This is a genomic window from Pseudoduganella sp. R-34, assembly GCF_049904655.1.
GTDB lineage: Bacteria > Pseudomonadota > Gammaproteobacteria > Burkholderiales > Burkholderiaceae_D > Rugamonas.
Genome location: NZ_CP184572.1, coordinates 3,366,932 through 3,384,195, shown reverse-complemented (window position 1 = coordinate 3,384,195; position 17,264 = coordinate 3,366,932). Strand labels below are relative to the sequence as shown.

Annotated in this window: 18 protein-coding genes and 2 pseudogenes; 14 read left to right on the top strand and 6 right to left on the bottom strand. The window is 63.2% G+C overall.

Annotation, left to right across the window (positions count from 1 at the left end):
• Positions 1–24: 24 nt before the first annotated feature.
• Positions 25–1,014, top strand: a complete 990-nt coding sequence (locus ACN9MW_RS15665) for a hypothetical protein (RefSeq protein WP_426172068.1) — start codon at positions 25–27, stop codon at positions 1,012–1,014.
• Positions 1,011–2,705, top strand: a complete 1,695-nt coding sequence (gene recJ / locus ACN9MW_RS15660) for a single-stranded-DNA-specific exonuclease RecJ (RefSeq protein ID WP_426172066.1) — start codon at positions 1,011–1,013, stop codon at positions 2,703–2,705. The genes ACN9MW_RS15665 and recJ overlap by 4 nt, the downstream gene beginning before the upstream one ends.
• On the opposite strand, the gene ACN9MW_RS15655 is transcribed toward recJ, so the two are convergent.
• The 4 genes and pseudogenes from ACN9MW_RS15655 to ACN9MW_RS15640 form a co-directional block, all read right to left on the bottom strand.
• The gene (locus tag ACN9MW_RS15655) at positions 2,706–3,158 is read right to left on the bottom strand and encodes a YybH family protein (RefSeq protein WP_426172065.1); all 453 of its coding nucleotides are present in this window, start codon (positions 3,156–3,158) and stop codon (positions 2,706–2,708) included. It abuts the gene before it with no gap.
• A gap of 32 nt (positions 3,159–3,190) precedes the next feature.
• Positions 3,191–4,000 (bottom strand): type VI secretion system baseplate subunit TssG, encoded by an 810-nt coding sequence (locus tag ACN9MW_RS15650; RefSeq protein ID WP_426172063.1) that lies wholly within the window; start codon positions 3,998–4,000, stop codon positions 3,191–3,193.
• Complete coding sequence (locus ACN9MW_RS15645; protein ID WP_426172212.1) at positions 3,964–5,190, bottom strand: type VI secretion system baseplate subunit TssF; 1,227 nt, start codon at positions 5,188–5,190, stop codon at positions 3,964–3,966. Before ACN9MW_RS15645 ends, ACN9MW_RS15650 begins: the two co-directional genes overlap by 37 nt.
• A gap of 6 nt (positions 5,191–5,196) precedes the next feature.
• Positions 5,197–5,343: pseudogene (locus ACN9MW_RS15640) on the bottom strand (type VI secretion system baseplate subunit TssF); the annotation flags it as partial.
• Between the two features lie 195 nt (positions 5,344–5,538).
• Between ACN9MW_RS15640 and ACN9MW_RS15635 the strand changes: the two are divergent.
• From ACN9MW_RS15635 to ACN9MW_RS15625, 3 genes are read left to right on the top strand one after another with little or no spacing between them, the layout of a single operon-like run.
• A complete protein-coding gene (locus ACN9MW_RS15635; protein WP_426172061.1) occupies positions 5,539–5,976 on the top strand; it encodes an MbcA/ParS/Xre antitoxin family protein in 438 nt (145 codons plus the stop codon).
• Positions 5,977–6,660, top strand: coding sequence for an RES family NAD+ phosphorylase (locus ACN9MW_RS15630; protein ID WP_426172059.1), 684 nt, complete (start codon positions 5,977–5,979; stop codon positions 6,658–6,660).
• Positions 6,661–6,669: 9 nt separating this feature from the next.
• Positions 6,670–6,990 (top strand): DUF2288 domain-containing protein, encoded by a 321-nt coding sequence (locus ACN9MW_RS15625; RefSeq protein ID WP_130314474.1) that lies wholly within the window; start codon positions 6,670–6,672, stop codon positions 6,988–6,990.
• On the opposite strand, the gene ACN9MW_RS15620 is transcribed toward ACN9MW_RS15625, so the two are convergent.
• Positions 6,953–8,980: a bifunctional 2',3'-cyclic-nucleotide 2'-phosphodiesterase/3'-nucleotidase gene (locus tag ACN9MW_RS15620; RefSeq protein WP_426172057.1), complete on the bottom strand. Its 2,028-nt coding sequence runs from the start codon at positions 8,978–8,980 to the stop codon at positions 6,953–6,955. The genes ACN9MW_RS15625 and ACN9MW_RS15620 overlap by 38 nt on opposite strands.
• Before the next feature lie 230 nt (positions 8,981–9,210).
• Here ACN9MW_RS15620 and ACN9MW_RS15615 point away from each other — a divergent pair, with 230 nt between their 5' ends.
• From ACN9MW_RS15615 to lysS, 9 genes and pseudogenes are all read left to right on the top strand, one after another.
• Positions 9,211–9,831, top strand: a complete 621-nt coding sequence (locus tag ACN9MW_RS15615; RefSeq protein ID WP_426172055.1) for a PEP-CTERM sorting domain-containing protein — start codon at positions 9,211–9,213, stop codon at positions 9,829–9,831.
• 66 nt (positions 9,832–9,897) lie between these two features.
• Positions 9,898–10,407, top strand: a complete 510-nt coding sequence (locus ACN9MW_RS15610) for a phage tail protein (protein ID WP_426172053.1) — start codon at positions 9,898–9,900, stop codon at positions 10,405–10,407.
• Between the two features lie 19 nt (positions 10,408–10,426).
• Positions 10,427–10,969: a phage tail protein gene (locus ACN9MW_RS15605; RefSeq protein ID WP_426172051.1), complete on the top strand. Its 543-nt coding sequence runs from the start codon at positions 10,427–10,429 to the stop codon at positions 10,967–10,969.
• A 14-nt stretch (positions 10,970–10,983) separates the two neighbouring features.
• The gene (locus tag ACN9MW_RS15600) at positions 10,984–11,505 is read left to right on the top strand and encodes a phage tail protein (protein WP_426172050.1); all 522 of its coding nucleotides are present in this window, start codon (positions 10,984–10,986) and stop codon (positions 11,503–11,505) included.
• 6 nt (positions 11,506–11,511) lie between these two features.
• On the top strand, positions 11,512–11,988 hold the full coding sequence (locus ACN9MW_RS15595; RefSeq protein WP_426172049.1) for a GNAT family N-acetyltransferase: 477 nt from the start codon (positions 11,512–11,514) through the stop codon (positions 11,986–11,988).
• A gap of 3 nt (positions 11,989–11,991) precedes the next feature.
• Positions 11,992–12,378 (top strand): DUF6916 family protein, encoded by a 387-nt coding sequence (locus ACN9MW_RS15590; protein ID WP_426172048.1) that lies wholly within the window; start codon positions 11,992–11,994, stop codon positions 12,376–12,378.
• 70 nt (positions 12,379–12,448) lie between these two features.
• Positions 12,449–13,553, top strand: a protein-coding gene (prfB, locus tag ACN9MW_RS15585) for a peptide chain release factor 2 (protein WP_426172047.1) whose coding sequence is annotated in 2 segments (ribosomal slippage) — positions 12,449–12,529 and positions 12,531–13,553 — 1,104 coding nt in all. Because the reading frame shifts where the segments join, the coding sequence is not laid out codon by codon here.
• A gap of 3 nt (positions 13,554–13,556) precedes the next feature.
• A pseudogene (locus ACN9MW_RS15580) lies at positions 13,557–14,063 on the top strand (HAD family hydrolase); the annotation flags it as partial.
• A 159-nt stretch (positions 14,064–14,222) separates the two neighbouring features.
• The gene (gene lysS / locus ACN9MW_RS15575; RefSeq protein WP_426172211.1) at positions 14,223–15,761 is read left to right on the top strand and encodes a lysine--tRNA ligase; all 1,539 of its coding nucleotides are present in this window, start codon (positions 14,223–14,225) and stop codon (positions 15,759–15,761) included.
• A gap of 72 nt (positions 15,762–15,833) precedes the next feature.
• On the opposite strand, the gene ppnN is transcribed toward lysS, so the two are convergent.
• Positions 15,834–17,204 (bottom strand): nucleotide 5'-monophosphate nucleosidase PpnN, encoded by a 1,371-nt coding sequence (gene ppnN, locus ACN9MW_RS15570; protein ID WP_426172046.1) that lies wholly within the window; start codon positions 17,202–17,204, stop codon positions 15,834–15,836.
• Positions 17,205–17,264 lie beyond the last annotated feature (60 nt).

Genomic DNA, 17,264 nt, shown 5'->3' with positions numbered 1-17,264 from the left:
AAAGAGTTTCCACTACAATGCCGCATGGCTTCCACGACCGTCGTCCTCCCCTTCGCATTGCCGCCCGCCGAACTGGCCCCGGAACTCTCCCGCAACCTGCAGGCGCCGTCCCTGGCGATGTTACTTTCACGCAATAGCTTGCTGGAAAAGCATGTTATCGCAGACGATAGCCGCATATTGCCGCATGAAGCATGGCTGGCCCGTGCGCGCGGCGGCCTTGCCGCAGCCGTCATGCGCGGCTTCGGCCTGGCACCTAAGGAAGGCTATTGGTTCATCGTCCATCCAGTCCACATCCAGCTCGCCCGCAACCACCTGGTCCTGGCCGATTCGCGCCGTTTGCGCCTGGACGAGGCGGATTCGCGCGTGCTGTTCGACCTGGCCAGGCCGTTTTTCGATGAACTGCTTTGGGGCGACGCCGAGACCTGGTTCATGCGCGCCGATGGCTGGCAAGGCCTGGATGCCGCCTCGCCCGATGCCGCCATGGGCAGCAACCTGGCCGACTGGATGCCGGCCGGCCCGAACGCCCTGGCCTTCAAGAAGCTGCAAAATGAGATCCAGATGCTGTGGCACGAGCATTCCGTCAACGAAGCCCGCCAGCAGCGCGGCCTTGCACCCGTGAATTCGTTCTGGATGTGGGGCGGCGCACAGGCGGAAGCCCCCATGGCCGAGCACCAGCCGATGGCCGTAGCCACGCCCGCGGCGGCGGTCGTGCCATCCTGGCTGAAAGCCCTCTCGGCGGGCAGTACTGCGGCGGCGCCCGGTGCACATGGACCGGTCGTGCTGCCACACCTGATTCCCATGGGCGCCGGCAATGACTGGGGCGCCTGGCTGGGCGCCATGCAGCAACTGGAACACGAATGGTTCGCCCCTTTGCTGGCCGCCCTGCGCAACGGCAGCACAAATGAACTGACAATGATCCTGACCAGCCGCGAAGGCTGGACTGAAATCCGCACCAGCAAAGCCGCGCTGCGCAAATTCTGGCGCGCACAGAACCTGAAGAACCTCACGCAATGACCCGTATCGCCATCCGTCCCTGCCCGTCGCAGGAAGCCGAACTGCTGCGCCAGGGCGGCATCCATCCCGTGCTGGCCCGCCTGTTTGCCGCGCGAGGCCTGAACAACCCGGCAGAAATCTCCAGCGAACTGGCTGCGCTGATCCAGCCCTCCGGCCTGCTGCACATCGACCGGGCCGCCGAATTCCTGGCCGACTCCATCGCTGCCGGCAAACGCATGGTCATCGTTGCCGACTACGACTGCGACGGCGCCACTGCCTGCGCCACCGCCATTCGCGGCTTGCGCGCCATGGGCGCCAAGGTGGACTTCATCGTTCCCAACCGCTTCGAATACGGCTACGGACTGACGCCGGAAATCGTCGACCTGACCGCGCGTGAGAAAGCGCCCGACATCATCATTACCGTCGATAACGGCATTGCCAGCATCGAAGGCGTGGCAGAAGCCAAACGGCGCGGCATCGACGTCGTCGTGACCGACCACCACCTGCCCGGCGACAGCCTGCCCGACGCCCGCGTCATCGTGAACCCCAACCAGCCCGCTTGCGGCTTCCCGTCCAAGCACCTGGCCGGCGTGGGCGTGGTGTTCTACGTGCTGCTGGCGCTGCGCGCCGAAATGCGCCGCCGCGGCGTGTTCGACGCACAGTCGCAGCCAAAGCTCGATTCACTGCTGGACCTGGTCGCCCTGGGCACGGTCGCCGACGTGGTGCGCCTGGACGCCAATAACCGCATCCTCGTCGCCCAGGGACTGAAGCGCATGCGCGCCGGCCGTATGCATCCCGGCGTGGCTGCCCTGTTCCGCGTTTCCGGACGCGCCGTGCGCACCGCCTCTCCTTTCGACCTGGGCTTCGCGCTCGGCCCGCGGCTGAACGCAGCAGGCCGGCTGGAAGACATGTCGCTCGGCATCGAATGCCTGCTGACGGACGACGAGACGCGCGCCTGGGAACTGGCGCAGCAGCTTAACGACATCAACCTGAAGCGCCGCGAGATCGAGGCGGAGATGCAGGACGCCGCCCTGCTGCACCTGGACGATTTCCAGCCCGCAGACAGCACCACGATTTGCGTCTACGACGATAGCTGGCACCAGGGCGTGATCGGCATCGTGGCCTCGCGCCTGAAAGAACGCTTCTACCGCCCCACCATCACCTTTGCCCCTGCGGGCGACGGCATGATCAAGGGTTCCGGCCGTTCGATCCCCGGCTTCCACCTGCGCGACGCGCTGGACCTGGTATCCAAGCGGGCGCCTGGCGTGATCGACAAGTTCGGCGGCCATGCCATGGCAGCGGGCCTTAGCTTGCGCGCCGAAGCCTTCGAGCATTTCTGCGCCGCCTTCGAGGCGGTCGGCCAGGCCTGGCTGAGCGAATCGCAACTGGAGCGCGTGGTCGAAACCGATGGTCCCTTGGAAGACAACTGCTACACCACCCAGTTCATTGAACTGCTGGATGGCCAGGTATGGGGCCAGGGCTTTGCGCCCCCGGTGTTCTGCGATGAATTCCGCGTGCTAAGCCAGCGCATCCTGAAGGACCGCCACCTCAAGCTGATGCTGGAAAAGAAAGGCATACGCTACGACGCCATCTGGTTCGGCCATACCGATGCGCTGGGCGAACGGGCGCGCGTGGCCTTCCGCCTGGATGCCAATGAATACAACGGCGTGACCCGCGTCCAGTTGCTGGTGGAGCACGCCGAACCGGCTTGATTACGGCTTCCTGCAATCGCAAACACGTTCGCCCTTGTCGAACACGATGCGCCATTTGCCTGGCGCTTCCTGCCGCCAGACGGAGTTGAAGCGGCCGGTAACCTTGCCTTGCGGGTCGCGCACCGGGCCGGACGAATGCGCCAGGGTGCCGGAGTCGAGTACTTCGACCTGGTCCGGCTCCCAGCTGAACGGGGCTTCCGGCTTTTCATAGAACGCTTTCCATTCGGCGGCCACGGCATCCCTGCCGCGCAAGACCTTGGGGCCGCTATAGAAAAGCGCCTCGTCCGCCAGGAAGGAAGCGAATGCCAGATGATCGCGCCTGGCCATGGTGGCCGCGAAGGCGCGCTCGGTATCGGCGACCTGCTGTTTCAACTCCGCGTTATTGGGCGGTGCCTTGATGGTGGTGCACGCAGCCGTCGCCGCAAACGCCAGCAGCGGGATCATCTTCTTCATTCTGCCTCCTCGCTTTGTTTTCTGGCCAAATACTAGCAAAGCCGGTAGCGCAAGTCATCCCTTTCGCCGGCCGGCTGCGTGGCCAACAGCGCGTCATGTCCCAGGCGTGCCACGGCACCCAGTTGCGCAACTGCGCTCACGCCAGCGCCAAGGTGTACACGAGCCTCGGCCTGGATGCCGCTATCCTCCGCGGAGGCCCGCCATAGCCGGCCCAATGCCAGCGCGTCCCTGCCGCCGGGCAGGAATGCCTGGGCCGATTGCGCGTCAAGCGGGCCGACATGGACCTGCACGGCGCTATCGATCCGCCACAGGCGTTCGCCGAGGAGCGCCCCGTCGCCGCAGCATGCTTTGCCGCTTCCGAGGGCGCTGGCCTGCCCTGGCGGCAGCATTTCCCAGCGCCCGGCAAACTGCTCGATCCATACCGGCACGCCCAGGGCATGCGAAAGCCGCTCTCCGAGCGCCCTTGCCCTGAGCGGGCCGCGCTGGAGCGGCAATTGCGGCAAGGGTGTGTATTCAGGACGGCCTTCACGCCATGCGGCGCAAAATGCATCGATTGCCGGCGCCGACAACAAGTCGATGAAGGCGCGTGCCCCGGCGCCGGCGGCGCGCGCCACGGCCTCCGTGTAGTAGTACGGCAGCGCGCCCGCCATGCCGAGCAAGCCTATGCACCCTGGAGTGACCGCTCTGCTGTCCAGCGCAACCACGTCGCAGGCGGGGAATGCCAGGGACAGGCTGTTGCGCCATTCCGGCGCGCCAAGCATTCCTGCCAGCTGGAAGATGGCATATCCGGTTGCATCGGCCGCGATCATTCCATCAGCTTGCCGGCGTTCCTCGCTTTGCATCGCATCAGCTCCTCTCCGGTGGCGGCCGACACCAGGACCAGCCGGCTAAATGTGTTCATGTGCGCGCACTCGCCAAAGAAGCGGTCCATGACTTGCGCGAACAGCAGCATGCCGCAGCCTGCGAATGCCCCTTCCTCTACTTGCAATCGGATTTCAGTGCCAGCAAGCGGCGAGGCGCGGCCGGGGCACAACAGCGCGGGCCGCAACTCCAGCCCTCTCACTGCGCTGATGATTGCGCGGCTCGCCGGGGAATGATCGATTGCCTGGCTGGCCATCAGTTCGCGCAAGGCATCGGCATCAAGCGGCAGGCGGTCCAGCGCCAGCAAGGCGTTGAGCTGCCAGCGGCAGCCGGGACCTCGAGCCGGCCGTGCCAGCACTTTGTCCCGCTCGCAGCAGGTCACGTCGACCGATGCGACTGTGCCGGCCGGCCAGGCGTACGCGCCGTGGAAGGCGATGCGCCATTCATGGCCTGCCGGTGCATCGTCGACATTGCGCACGCTCCATCCCACGTCCTCCGCACCGCCGACATGGACCCGGTCAATGCTGAAGATCTCCAGTTCGGGCGGGACCGACAGCAGGTATTCGGTTCGGCGCCTATCGATGCGGATGGGCGAAGCGGCGACACGCTGCAGACAGGCGCGCGCCGTCCAGCCGGCGCGCAGGTGGCCCGCTTGCAGTGCCTGCAGGAGGCGCGCCGGGGGCGCCGGCAGCCTCAGTTTCGCGCTCCTGGCGCCTGCAAAGGGCGACAGGTCAAGGCGCAGGATATTGAAGCGCGCGGGAAAAGTGAAGTACTCGCGCAGCAGCGCCAGCCCGGCATGCGCGCCAGGCGCACGGTGGAGCAGCGCTTCCACAGGATCAAGGCCTGATGGCTCGAATGGCCAGCGAGCAATCGGCAGCCACTCGCCGGCATCATTCCCGCGAAGGGCAGGCGCCGAGCCTGTCTCGCCAAGCAAGACACTGCGCAAGGCCGCACTGAAAGCGGCGTCACCGTCAATGAAGATGTCCAGGGCGTTGGCAGGGCCGCCCGGGCGAATGGCCTTGCCGAGATCAAGCACCAATTCGACCGAGGCCTGCGGGCCGTGGTGGTAACTGGCGGAGACGATTGCTGCGGCCGGCCCTGCAGCAGGCGACAAGCCAATCCAGCACGCCGGGAACGGTTGCAACTGCCCCGGGAAATGCAATTCCAGCAAATGCTCATCCTGCTGGCAACGCGCCCTCTGCAAGGCCAGTGCCGTCCGCGCGTGGAGGGTGGCAACGCCCTGCACCAACCGGTCGACATGGGCGTCCTGCGGCCAATCGCGGAAGCCAAGCTGCTCCGCCAAGCCGGGATGCCGCTCAGCCATGCTGCCGGCATTCGTCGCGAATCGTCGCAGTTGGCCCTCCAGCGCAGCAAGCATTTTCTCCATCGCGCGCCCTTGTTCGATGATTTAATGCAATATTGGCAGCGGGCAGCAAACCGCGTTTTGACACTGCACAAACACATTCAACTTGAAACAAATACGGAAATGGAGTATAAATAATCCATAAACGGAGGACATATGAATCCCGCATTTGCCTACCCCGACAGCGAATACACGATTCCTCAACCAGTCGACCTGAGTCGCAAAGAAGAACGTGAACGCCTGTCGCACGCCGCCCTCAAGGGCTTTTTCAAACTGGTCGCCGCCTGGAAGTTACGCGACGACGACGCCCGCGAATTGCTGGGCGGCCTGTCCAGCAGCGCCTTCTATGAGTGGAAAAAGCACCCCGACCGCGTGCTTGAAGTCGACCGCATTACCCGTATTTCCTACCTGCTTGGCATCTACAAGTCGCTGCACATCATTTACGGCGACAAGCTGGCTGACGAGTGGGTCAGCCTTGCCAACCGCAACAGCATTTTCGGCGGCCGAACCCCGCTTGATTACATGGAAGCCGGCGGCCTGCTCGCCATGCAAACCGTGCGCCAGTTGCTCGACGCTCGTCGCGGAGGCCTGTAATTGCCGCCATTTCGCCTGCTGCGCCAATTCGACACCGTGCGCCTGATTCCGTCGCGCTTCGTCTATAAAGAAGATTCCGTGCTGGCCGCCCTCGCTGATAACGACGCCGAGCTGCACCAGCTGTTTGAACTGGATAACGCCACCAATGCCCGCCTGCGCGCCGAACACGGCGGCGCTATCGGCATCGGTATCGAAGAACTGGTTTATTACGTCCCCAATTACCGCAGCATCAATGCGGCCTTTACCTACGCCCGCCCGCAAGGCAGCCGCTTCAACGACGGCCAGCGCGGCGCCTGGTACTGCGCCTTCGAGCACGAAACGGCGCTGGCGGAAGTGATCTTCCACAAGACGGTGGAATACGCCGAAATCGACCGTTTCGACGACAGCGTCAGCTATCAGGCCCTGCTCTCGGACTTCAGCGCCCAGTTCCACGACATCTGCAGCCAGCCCGAATATGCCGCTTGCCTGGACCCGGACAGCTACGTCGCATCGCAACGGCTGGCGCGCAGCCTGCTGGCCGAAGGCTCGACCGGCATCATCTATCCAAGCGTGCGCCGCGCAGGCGGGACCAACCTGGCGTGCTTCCGCCCAGCGCTGGTGGGCAATGTTCGCAAAGGCCCGGCGTATCGGTTAACATGGCGGGGTTCGCCGACGGCCATCGTCGAGCAGATTCCCACGATTTAAGAGTTGAAAATGCAGCTGAAACCAGAAAAAGACGCGGAACTCCGCGCCAAAGTCAACCGCGAAACCGCACGCATCCCGTGGAGCGAACTGCTGAAGCACTTCGCCCAGGGCAATGTGGTGTGGGTGGCCGATGAACTGGACCTGGTGGACGTCGCCGTGCGCATCGCCCACGACGACAAGGCCAGCATTTCAGCCTGGATGGAGGCCGGCCAGGTCGCCAAGGTCTCCGACCAGCAGTGCCAGGAATGGATCGCGAGCGACGCCAACCTGTGGGCCAGCGTCGTCAGCCCGTTTATTCTCGTCCAGCAGGAGAAGCGGAAGCCGCATTGAGATCGATCGCATACAGCGCGTAACCTTTACCGCCTCCATCCTCTTCCTTCAGCAGCGATACGCCGGCCAGCCCGGCCTCGCGTGCCAGCGCCAGCTTGCCTGACGCCGCATGAAATACTACCGGCCCACTCGTCTTTACCGGCGCAAAGCGCCAACTGCGCGCCGAGCCATTGGCCCGGCGGGTCAAGTGCTGTACCGACTTGATGTAGTCGATCAGTACCGCACGGTTGTTGTCCGGTGACGCAAAAATGGTCTTGCTACCATCCAGTCCCGGGAAACCGCCGCCACCGCTGGCCCGGAAGTTGTTGGTTGCGACGATGAATTCCTGGTCTGCCCGCACCGGCTGGCCGCGCCATGTCAGGCCTTTGATGCGCTGGCCGGGAGCTTGCGTCACGTCGATCTGGTAGTGCACATCAGGGTCCGTCAGCATATCGAAATTGAAACCCGCGAAGCCGGTGTTCACCAGCTCCTGCGGCTCGCTGCGGGTTGGATCGATGGTGTTGAAGCGGCCGGCGGCCTTCTCCAGCCAGGCCTTCAGCGTCGCGCCGTCGACCTTCACGGCGTGCAGGTCGTTCGGGTACAGGTAAAGGTCTGCCGCGTTGTTCAGGGCCAGCTTGCCTGGCGCCACGTCGGTGTAATCGGCCACGCCAGCCGCGCCAGTCTTGAACGGCGCTGACATCGACAGCACCGGCAACCGGGCATATTGGGGCATGCTGGCCTGGATATGGCGGCGCACATAATCGGCCTGCGCCTGGTTCACTACCTGGATCGCCGATACGTCGCCGACATCGGCAAAGTAAGCGGACATGCGGAAGTCCGTATCGCCAATCGGCGTTTTGACGTAGGCGATGGTCGCCTCATGTTCGGCTTTCACCAGCGCGGCGATTTCCGGGTCCGGTTCGACGAAGCTGCGGTCGGGACGCTGGATGCTGCGGGTTTTGACTTTCGCCGCACCGGCGTCGGACACCCAGCGCTTGCCGTCATGGCGCAGCGCGAGCTGGATCACGCCAAGATGCTTACCCCACAGGCCTGGCATCACTGTCGGCACGCCATGCACCCGCCCCTGCACTTTATCGACATCCGGCAGGTTGAAGGCGGCGGTCTTGCTCGCCGCGTTAGGGAACACGTCATGCGAATGCCCCAGCAGCAGCGCGTCAATGCCCGGCACCTGCGCCAGGTACAGGCTGCCGTTTTCCATTGACGGCACATAGGCAGCACCATCCAGCCCCGCATGCGAGATCGCTACGACCACCTCTGCCCCTTTGGCGCGCATCTCGGGAATGTAGCGTTGCGCCGTCTCGCGCCACCCTTCCGTGCGCACGCGGCCTTCCAGCCAGCGCCTGTCCCAACCCATGATCGCCGGCGTCGTAAAGCCGATGATGCCAACCTTGACCGTGGTGGCAAGCGACTTGCCATCCGGCCCGGTAGCGGACACGCGCTTGTCGAAGATCCGGTACGGCTCGAATAACGGAACGCCGGTGCGGGCGTCGACCACATTGGCCAGCACCACCGGAAATGCCGGGCCCGCGCAAGGCTGGGCGCGCACCGAAGCGCCTTCCGCGCCGAAGCGGCTGGCTGTGACCTGCCCCAGGTAATCCAGGCCCCAGTTGAATTCGTGGTTGCCAACCGAGCCGCCTTCAAAGCCCAGCGCATTCATGGCCTTGTAGATGGCCAGCGGCTGGCCGCATCCGACCGGCGCCACCAATGCCTGGTAGTCGCCCAGCGCCGTGCCCTGGATGGTGTCGCCATTATCGAGCAGCAGTGTATTCGGGAATTCCTTGCGCGCCTGGCGGATCAGGGTCGCCGTGCGCTCCAGCCCCAGCGAGGCGTCGGACGCCAGCTTGTAGTAGTCGTAACTGCGCACGTTGGCGTGCAAGTCCGTCGTCTCGAGAATCACGAAAATGGCTTGCGAGCCTTGCGGCGGTATCGCTGGAATACTGCTGCAGCCCGCCAGCAGGACGGCTGCGGGCGCGAGGAATAGGATGCGCATTAACTGTCTTTTAGTCTGAAATTTACTGATGAATATTTGCCACGCGCCATTGTTATAGCCCTTGCAATCTAAAGAGTTGCAGATTGCACTCTGGGTCAAGGCAGACCAGCTTGCAAAATTATATGGAATCTTTGCAAAAGCGCTACGTTGACGCAAATAAATGTTCGATTGTCAATACGCAGTCGTATGATCCACCTCAACCTTCAGCCATCCGCCAAAAGGAACAAGCCATGAAAATCCGTGCCGCGCTGACCGCCATCCTGCTCCTGACTGCATCACTTGCGCAAGCTGGTCCCAACCTGGTCACGAACGGTGATTTCGAAAACCTCGACTACAGCATGTGGACGCTGGTCAGCCCCGGCGGCGGCGGCCAGGCCTTCGGCACCGATCCCACAGGTTCGCCGCTGTCAAACGCCAGCAACCACGTGTTCGGCGACTTCAACACCACCGAGCTTGGCTTCCTGCAGCAGACCATCGCCACGATCGCGGGCGCTACCTACCAGTTGAAGTTCGACTTGCAGCGCTGGACTGCAGATCCGCAATTCCCGCCCGATAACCAGGCCCAGGTCAAATTCGGCGCATCCACCGTCTTCAATGAATCGGATATTACCGGCGATTGGGGCACCCACACCCTGATCGTCACTGCGCTCAGCAACAGCACGATCCTCGAGTTCGGCAACTTCAACAACGACCCGATCTTCTGGAACCAGCTCGACAACATCAGCCTTGAGTTCCTGCGCGGCCCCAATGATCCGGGCGGCCCTGGCGTACCCGAACCCGCCACCCTGGCCTTGCTGGCGGGCGGCCTGATGGCCATGCGCTTGAGCCGCCGGCGCGCCATCCGCTCCTGACCCCTTCCATCCACTGAATCGGCCGCAACGCCCCGGCCGGGGCGTCTGCACCTGCAAGGAGGCTGCATGTCTGAACCGTATCTCGCAGAAATCAGGATGACGGGATTTAGCTTTGCGCCCAAGGGCTGGGCCCTGTGCAATTGCCAGATCCTCCCGATCAACCAGAACCAGGCCCTGTTCTCCATACTTGGCACCACTTACGGCGGCAACGGGCAGACCACATTCGCCCTGCCCGACCTGCGCGGCCGGGTTCCGGCCCACGTGCACGCCAGCTTCAACCTGGGCCAGCAGGGAGGCGAAGCCAGCCACACCCTGATCGCCAGTGAAATGCCGGCGCATACCCACGCCCTGGGCATTTCCACAGCCGTCAGCCACCAGGCCGATCCCTCCGGGCGCGTGCTCGGCAACGTCGAAGCCGGGGCGCTCAACTACTACGCGCCGCAGGACGGCACCGCAACGCTGGCACCCGCCACGGTGGGCAATGCCGGCGCCGGCCAGCCGCACGACAACATGCAGCCCTACCTGACTGTCAACTTCATCATCGCGCTGCAGGGCATTTTCCCGTCGCAGAGCTGAACCAGACCGGAGCCGGCACATGGACAACTTCATCGGCGAGATTCGCCTGTTCGCGGGTAACTTCCCGCCCCTTGGCTGGGCTTTTTGCGACGGCAGCCTGCTGTCGATCGCACAGAACACAGCCCTGTTTGCCCTGATCGGCACCACCTACGGCGGTAACGGTCAAACCACCTTTGCGCTGCCGGACCTGCGCGGCCGCGTGCCGCTGCACCAAGGCACGCAACCGGGAACCGCCAACACCTATGTCATGGGCCAGCAGGCGGGCGTCGAGACAGTGACCCTGGCCAGCAACCAGCTCCCATCGCACAACCATAGCGCCAGCGCCAGCACCGCCGTTCCGCCCGCCACCGGGACCGGCATCAGCCTGACCGGGCCGACGACCTATGTTCCGGCCGCGCCTGCCAAGCCCAAGTTTTACGCACCGGCCGGCTCCAGCATGGTGCCCATGTCACCCCAGGCGATCCAGCCGGCCGGCGGCAACCAGCCCCATAACAATATGGCTCCCTTCCTGGCGCTCAGCTTCATTATCGCCATTGAAGGCATCTTCCCTTCGCAGAGCTAGTCGAGGAGTCCAGCATGGCAGAGCGTTATATCGGCGAAGTCCGCATGTTCAGCGGGAATTTCGCACCCGTGGGCTGGGCAATGTGCAATGGCCAGCTTCTTCCCATTGCGCAGAACACGGCACTGTTTTCCATTCTCGGCACCACTTACGGCGGCAATGGCAAGACCAACTTCGCGCTCCCGGACCTGCGCCAGCGCATCCCGATGCACGCTGGGGCCGGTCCTGGCCTGAGCCCGCGCGGCCTGGGCGAACAAGGCGGCGAGGCAAGCACTGCGCTGACCGCGCTTCAGATGCCGTCACACAGCCACGGCATGTCAGCCTCCAACACGAGCGCCACGGTGCAATCGCCGGCAAACGCCCTGCTTGCCAAACCGATCACGGTCAGCGCCCCTTACCACGATGCCGCCGCCGTGGCGCCATCGCCGGAAGGACCTCTCGGCGTTGCCGGCGGCAGCAGCCCCCACAACAATTTGCAGCCTTACCTGGTGGTTAACTTCATCATTGCCCTCACCGGCATTTACCCGCCACACAGCTGATTGAACATGCACAGCCAGCTCACTTTGCGGCCCGTTGAAGCCGGTGACCAGCCTTTCCTGCTGGCGCTGGTGGAAAGCGCACGCGAGGACCTTGCCGTCCTCGACCCGAATGTCAGGGCCATGCTGGTTTGCATGCAAAACGAAGCCCAGGTGACCGACTACCGCCGCCGCTTCCCCGGCCTGGAAGAAAACATCGTGCTGGCCAACGGCGCTGCGGCCGGCCGCCTGTACGTGGCGCGCAGCCGGGACGAGATCCGCCTGGTCGACATCAGCCTGAGTCCCTCCTGCCGCGGCCAGGGCATCGGCAGCCGTCTGCTGGCCCGGCTGCAGGACGAGAGCCAGCAATCAGGGCTGCCCTTGCGCTTGCATGTATTGCACGGCAATCCAGCGGGCGATCTGTACCGCCGGCTCGGATTCCAGCCTGGCGCGACCGAGGGCATGCACCTGTCCATGGAATGGCAACCTATCTTGTTAAAGGAATAAGTCATGGAACGTCGCAACTTCATCCTCGCCGCCGGAAGCCTGGTCGGCGCCCCGGCCGTCGCCCGCGCCGCATCGCTGGCCGCCCTGCCGCCTACGCCGTCCACCCTGCGCATGGCCGGCTTCCGCGACCTGGTTGGCCAGCAATTCATCGCCTACCAGGGCATGCGCGGCACTTCGCTCGACCTGCACGCCGTGCGCCCGGGCAAGGAAGCGCCCCACCAGGAGCAGTTCACCCTGCTCTTCAGCGGCGCGCCCGGCCTGGACGCCGGGATTTATGAAATCGACAACCCACTTTCCGGACGCCTGTCCATCTTCATGGAACCGGCTGGCCGCGGCCCGGCGAGCGGCCGGGGCGCCCTCTACCGCGCCGAATTCAGCCTGCTTGTGTGAGCTGCCCGATGCGCCAGCCTCTGAGGTATAATTTCAGGTTCGATTTAACAACTATCAGACCTGAAAAACCATGGAAGCTGAACGCATCAATTCCCTCGCCAACCTGCTCGCGGACCTGACCACCCGCGAAGCCGAACTTCGGAGGTATCTTTGACTTCGATAAGAAGTCGGAGAAACTGGAACAACTGAACGCCGAACTGGAAGATCCGGCCGTTTGGAATGACCCGAAAAAAGCCCAGGATATGGGCCGCGAGAAGAAAGCCCTCGAAGGCGTGGTCCTGACCTTGCAAAAGGCAGAAAGCGACCTGCGCGACATGAACGAACTGTTCGCGATGGGCAAGGAAGAAGGCGACGACGATACGCTCGAAGCCGTGATTGCGGATACCGCAGAAATCCAGAAGACCATCGAACAGATGGAATTCCGCCGGATGTTCAGCAATCCGATGGATCCGAACAACTGCTTCATCGACATCCAGGCTGGCGCCGGCGGTACCGAAGCCCAGGACTGGGCCTCCATGCTGCTGCGCCAGTACCTGCGCTATTGCGAACGCAAGGGCTTCAAGGTCGAAGTGATGGAAGAGTCCGAGGGCGAGGTTGCCGGCATCAAGACCGCCACCCTGAAAGTGGACGGCGAATACGCCTATGGCCACCTGCGCACCGAGACCGGCGTGCACCGCCTGGTGCGCAAGTCGCCGTTCGACTCCTCCGGCGGCCGCCACACCTCCTTCGTGTCGCTGTTCGTCTATCCGGAAGTGGATGACTCGATCGAGATCGAGATCAACCCGGCCGACCTGCGCATCGATACCTACCGCGCATCCGGCGCCGGCGGCCAGCACATTAACAAGACCGACTCCGCGGTGCGTATCACGCACGGCCCGTCCGGCATCGTCGTGCAGTGCCAGAACGACCGCTCGCAGCACCGCAACAAGGCCGAAGCGATGGACATGCTGAAGGCCAAGCTGTACGAACTGGAACTGCGCAAGCGCATGAGCGAACAGCAGTCGCTGGAAGACTCCAAGACCGACGTCGGCTGGGGCCACCAGATCCGCTCGTACGTGCTGGACCAGTCCCGCATCAAGGACCTGCGCACCAACTTCGAGACCGGTAATACCAAGGGCGTGCTGGACGGTGACCTGGACGACTTCATCTCCGCGTCCCTGAAGCAAGGCATCTAAGCAATGACGCAGCAGCGCGCCTTCATCTTCGACATGGACGGCACCATCGTCGACAACATGGGTTTCCACACCCGCTCGTGGCTGGAATTCTTCAGCCGCCGCGGCCATGCTGTCGACGAAGCGGCATTCTTTGCCGCCACCGCCGGCCGCACCGGCCACGAAATCATGCGCCAATACCTCGGCGAGGACCTGGCGCACGACGACGTGACCGCGCTGATCGACGAGAAGGAAGTGCTGTACCGCGAAATCTACGGGCCGCACCTGCGTGCGGTCAAAGGCTTCGTCACCCTAGTGAACGAAGCGCGAGCCGCCGGCATCCGCCTGGCGGTCGGCACCGCCGCCCCGCCCTGCAACGTGGACTTCACGCTGGACGGCCTGGGTGTGCGCCCGCAGTTCGACACCGTCGTCGGCGCCGCCGACGTCAAACGCGGCAAGCCGGAACCCGACGTGTTCCTGCTGGCGGCCGAACGCTGCGGCGCCGATCCGGCGCACTGCATCGTGTTCGAGGACGCGCCTTTGGGCGTGGAAGCAGCGCGCCGAGCCGGCATGCGCTGCGTCGTCCTGACAACCACTTTGCCTGCTGAAGCGTTTAAGGCATTCGACAATGTGATCTGCATTGCACGCGACTTCAGCGAAATCGATATCAATAAACTGACCACCACCAAAAACATGACTACGGAAAACCAAGTGCAAGACCAGGCACCAGGCCAGGACGACAACAAGATCATCGCCGAGCGCCGCGCCAAGCTGGCCGCCATCCGCGAGAAACAGAGCGTCGCCTTCCCTAACGATTTCCGCCCTCAGCACAAAGCTGCCGACCTGCACGTGCAGTACGGCGAAAAGACCCGTGAAGAGCTGGAAGCCGAGCCGGTTCCCGTCGTCATCGCCGGCCGCATGATGCTGCGCCGCGAAGCCGGCAAGAAAGCCGCATTCGCGACCCTGCAGGACGCCTCCGGCCAGAAAGCCGACGGCCGCATCCAGATCTACGTCACCGTGGACACCACCGGCGAAGAGGCAATGGAAGCCTTCCGCGGCTGGGACCTGGGCGACATCCTGGGCGTGACCGGCACCCTGTTCAAGACCAAGACCGATGAACTGACCGTGAAAGTCAGCGAGATCAAACTGATCACCAAGGCCCTGCGCCCGCTGCCGGACAAATTCCACGGCCTGGCCGACCAGGAAACCAAATACCGCCAGCGCTACGTCGACCTGATCACCAGCGAAGAAACCCGCCGCACCTTCAAGGCGCGCACCGCTGCGATCTCTTCGATCCGCCGCTTCATGGAAGCGAACGAATTCATGGAAGTCGAAACCCCGATGCTGCACCCGATCCCGGGCGGCGCGTCGGCCAAGCCATTCATTACCCACCATAACGCGCTGGACATGCAGATGTTCATGCGTATCGCTCCCGAACTGTACCTGAAGCGCCTGGTGGTGGGCGGCTTCGACCGGGTGTTCGAGATCAACCGCAACTTCCGCAACGAAGGCGTGTCGGTCCGTCACAACCCTGAATTCACCATGATGGAGTTCTACGCGGCCTACACCGACTACGAATGGGTCATGGACTTCACCGAGAAGGTGATCCGCCAGGCGGCCATCGACGCCAAGGGCACCGCCGTGCTGACCTACGGCGGCCGTGAACTGGACCTGTCGAAGCCGTTCCAGCGCCTGACCATCTGCGGCGCCATCAACAAGTACGCGCCGGGCTACACCGAAGCGCAACTGAACGACGTCGCCTTCCTGAAAGCCGAACTGCTGAAATTCGGCGTGAAGCCATTCGCCACCGCCGGCCTCGGCGCGCTGCAACTGGCGCTGTTCGAGGAAACCGCCGAAGCGCAGCTCTGGGAACCGACCTTCATCATCGACTACCCGATCGAAGTGTCGCCGCTGGCCCGCGCTTCCGACACCCGCGAAGGCATCACCGAGCGCTTCGAACTGTTCATGGTGGGCCGCGAAATCGCCAACGGCTTCTCCGAGTTGAACGACGCCGAAGACCAGTCGGCACGTTTCCTGGCCCAGATGAAGGCCAAGGAAGCCGGCGACGACGAAGCGATGTACTACGACGCCGACTTCATCCGCGCGCTGGAATACGGCATGCCGCCAGCCGGCGGCTGCGGCATCGGCATCGACCGCCTGATGATGTTGCTGACCGACTCGCCGAACATCCGCGACGTGCTGCTGTTCCCGCACCTGCGTAAAGAAGACTAAAACCAGCCATACGCACGAGCCCGTGTCACACCTTGGGGTCAGACCCCAGGGTGTGACACGGGCTCAGCTGTTTTACTGGATCACCCGGTAGCAAGGCGTGTACGCCTTGCCCGCCAGCTTCATCCGGCTCTGCGCCACGAACGATGCCAGCAGCGCATCCATCGGCCCCATGATTTCCTTGTCGCCGTGGATCTCGAAGTGGCCATACTTTTCGATGGTGCGGATGCCCTCTTCCTTCACATTGCCCGCCACCACACCGGAGAAAGCCCGGCGCAAGTTCGCCGCCAGCACATGCACCGGCTGGTTCTTGTGCAAGCTCAGGTTGCGCATGTTTTCGTGCGTCGGCGCAAACGGGCGCTGGAACTCGTCGTCGATCTTCAGCGCCCAGTTGAAGTAATAGGCGTCCGAACGCGACTTGCGGAATTCGCGCACCTGCTTCATCCCTTCCTGCATCTCCTGCGCCACCAGCTCCGGGTCATCGACGATGATCTTGTAGCGCTTTTGCGCCTCGGCGCCGAGGGTCAGGCCGATGAACTCATTGATCTGCACAAAGTACTCGCGCGCAGTTTCAGGCCCGGTGAAGATCAGCGGGAACGGGATTTCCGCATTGTCCGGATGCAGCAGGATGCCGAGGATATACAGGATTTCCTCCGCCGTGCCCGCACCGCCGGGGAACACGCAAATGCCGTGGCCGACACGCACGAAAGCCTCCAGGCGCTTTTCGATATCGGGCATGATCACCAGGTCGTTCACGATCGGGTTTGGCGATTCCGCCGCGATGATGCCCGGCTCCGTAATGCCCAGGTAACGCCCGCCGGTAAAGCGCTGCTTGGCATGGCCAATGGTGGCCCCCTTCATCGGCCCCTTCATCGCCCCCGGCCCGCAACCGGTACAGATATCCAGCCCCCGCAAGCCAAGCTGGTAGCCCACTTCCTTCGAATAGTTATATTCCGCGCGATTGATCGAGTGCCCGCCCCAGCACACAACCAGGTTCGGGTTAAGCTGCGGCTTCAGCACATTGGCATTGCGCAGGATATGGAACACCGCATCGGTGATGCCCTCGCTGCGGGCCAGGTCGAACTTCGGATTGCCCGTGACTTCGTTGCTGACAAAGACGATATCGCGCAGCACCGCAAACAGGTGCTCGTGGATGCCCTTGATCATCTTGCCGTCGACGAAGGCGATCGCCGGGGCGCCCTTGATTTCCAGCTTGATGCCGCGCTCGCGCTGCAGGATGTTGATGTCAAACGACTTGAAGCGATCCAGCAATTCCTTTCCATCGTCGATCGTGCTGCCGCAATTCAGCACCGCCAGGGCGCAGTTGCGAAAGATGTTATAGAGGCCGCCTTTGCCCGAGTCGAGCAATTGGACCACCTCCGCCTTGGACAGGACTTCCAGCCTGCCCTCCGGAGCAATGAGAGTATCGACAACGTTGCTGTCCATGATACGTAAATCCTTTTATTTAACTTTTGGGGCGCCGCACCTTCAATATACGCTCTTGGT

Coding starts and splice junctions, on each gene's coding strand:
- ACN9MW_RS15665 (WP_426172068.1), top strand. CDS start 25: ATGGCTTCCACGACCGTCGTCCTCCCCTTCGCATTGCCGCCCGCCGAA.
- recJ (WP_426172066.1), top strand. CDS start 1,011: ATGACCCGTATCGCCATCCGTCCCTGCCCGTCGCAGGAAGCCGAACTG.
- ACN9MW_RS15655 (WP_426172065.1), bottom strand. CDS start 3,158: ATGAAGAAGATGATCCCGCTGCTGGCGTTTGCGGCGACGGCTGCGTGC.
- ACN9MW_RS15650 (WP_426172063.1), bottom strand. CDS start 4,000: ATGCAAAGCGAGGAACGCCGGCAAGCTGATGGAATGATCGCGGCCGAT.
- ACN9MW_RS15635 (WP_426172061.1), top strand. CDS start 5,539: ATGAATCCCGCATTTGCCTACCCCGACAGCGAATACACGATTCCTCAA.
- ACN9MW_RS15625 (WP_130314474.1), top strand. CDS start 6,670: ATGCAGCTGAAACCAGAAAAAGACGCGGAACTCCGCGCCAAAGTCAAC.
- ACN9MW_RS15620 (WP_426172057.1), bottom strand. CDS start 8,980: ATGCGCATCCTATTCCTCGCGCCCGCAGCCGTCCTGCTGGCGGGCTGC.
- ACN9MW_RS15615 (WP_426172055.1), top strand. CDS start 9,211: ATGAAAATCCGTGCCGCGCTGACCGCCATCCTGCTCCTGACTGCATCA.
- ACN9MW_RS15610 (WP_426172053.1), top strand. CDS start 9,898: ATGTCTGAACCGTATCTCGCAGAAATCAGGATGACGGGATTTAGCTTT.
- ACN9MW_RS15605 (WP_426172051.1), top strand. CDS start 10,427: ATGGACAACTTCATCGGCGAGATTCGCCTGTTCGCGGGTAACTTCCCG.
- ACN9MW_RS15600 (WP_426172050.1), top strand. CDS start 10,984: ATGGCAGAGCGTTATATCGGCGAAGTCCGCATGTTCAGCGGGAATTTC.
- ACN9MW_RS15595 (WP_426172049.1), top strand. CDS start 11,512: ATGCACAGCCAGCTCACTTTGCGGCCCGTTGAAGCCGGTGACCAGCCT.
- ACN9MW_RS15590 (WP_426172048.1), top strand. CDS start 11,992: ATGGAACGTCGCAACTTCATCCTCGCCGCCGGAAGCCTGGTCGGCGCC.
- lysS (WP_426172211.1), top strand. CDS start 14,223: ATGACTACGGAAAACCAAGTGCAAGACCAGGCACCAGGCCAGGACGAC.
- ppnN (WP_426172046.1), bottom strand. CDS start 17,204: ATGGACAGCAACGTTGTCGATACTCTCATTGCTCCGGAGGGCAGGCTG.